This is a genomic window from Halorubrum sp. SD612 (assembly GCF_002135005.1).
Genome location: NZ_NEWI01000389.1, coordinates 1 through 1,169 on the forward strand (window position 1 = coordinate 1; position 1,169 = coordinate 1,169).

General features: G+C 70.1%; 1 protein-coding gene. It reads right to left on the minus strand.

Features of this window, described 5'->3' with window-relative positions; all coding sequences use genetic code 11:
* A partial coding sequence (locus B9G38_RS17580; protein WP_086221205.1) for a dihydroxy-acid dehydratase occupies positions 1-1,169 on the minus strand: 1,169 nt, incomplete at both ends.

The following is a 1,169-nucleotide window of genomic DNA, read 5'->3' on the forward strand; positions in this document are numbered from 1 at the left end:
TCGTGGTAGAACTCGTCGTCGCCGGTCACCTTCAGCACCGAGCCGTCCGGCGCGAGGTTGCCGTCGAGGATCTTGATGGCGCCCTCCTCCTCCTTCGGGTCCTCGACGGGGTAGAGGAAGTCGGCCTCGATATCGTCGTCGGCCGGGAGTTCGCCGCGCTCCTCCAGGGCCGCGATCTCCTCGGCGAGCGTCCGGCCCGTCACGGTCATCGCGTCGCCGTGGAGCAGGTCGGCCTCAAGTAGGCGGCGGAGCACGACCGGCACGCCGCCGACCTCGTGGAGGTCGTTCATGACGCGGCTCCCGCCGGGCTGGAGGTTCGCGATCTTCGGCGTGCGCCGGGAGATCTCGTCGAAGTCCTCGATAGAGAGGTCGACGTCGGCCTCGCCCGCGAGCGCGAGCAGGTGGAGGACCGCGTTCGTCGAGCCGCCCATCGCGGTCTGGGCCGCGATCGCGTTCTCGAACGACTCGCGCGAGAGGATGTCGGAGGGGCGGCGGTCGTTCTCGATACAGTCCATCGCCAGCTCGCCGGCGCGCTCGGCGACCGCATAGCGCTCCTCGTCCTCCGCCGGCGGCGAGGCCGATCCGAGCGGCGCCAGCCCGAGCGCCTCCGACAGCGACGCCATCGTGTTCGCGGTGAACATCCCGCCACAGGAGCCCGCGCCGGGGCAGGCGTGCCGCTCTAACTCGTCGAGCTCGTCGGCGTCCATGTCGCCCTGCGCGTACGTGCCGACGCCCTCGAACACCTGGACGATCGTCACGTCGCGGCCGTCGTGTTGCCCGGGCATGATCGAGCCGCCGTAGAGGAAGACGCTGGGGAGGTCCGTCCGGATCGCGGCCATCATCATCCCGGGGAGGTTCTTGTCGCAGCCCGCGACCGTCACGAGGGCGTCCATGCGCTCGCCGAAGGAGACGAGCTCGACGGAGTCGGCGATCACCTCCCGCGAGATCAGGCTCGCCTTCATCCCCTCCGTCCCCATCGAGATGGCGTCGGAGATGGTGATCGTGCCGAACTCGATCGGCATCCCCCCCGCCGCGTCGATGCCGTCGAGCGCGGCGTCCGCCACGTCGTCGAGGTGGACGTTACACGGCGTGATGTCGGCGGCCGGGTTCGGCACGCCGACGATCGGCGACGAGAGGTCCTCGTCGTCGAACCCCATCGCGCGGAACAT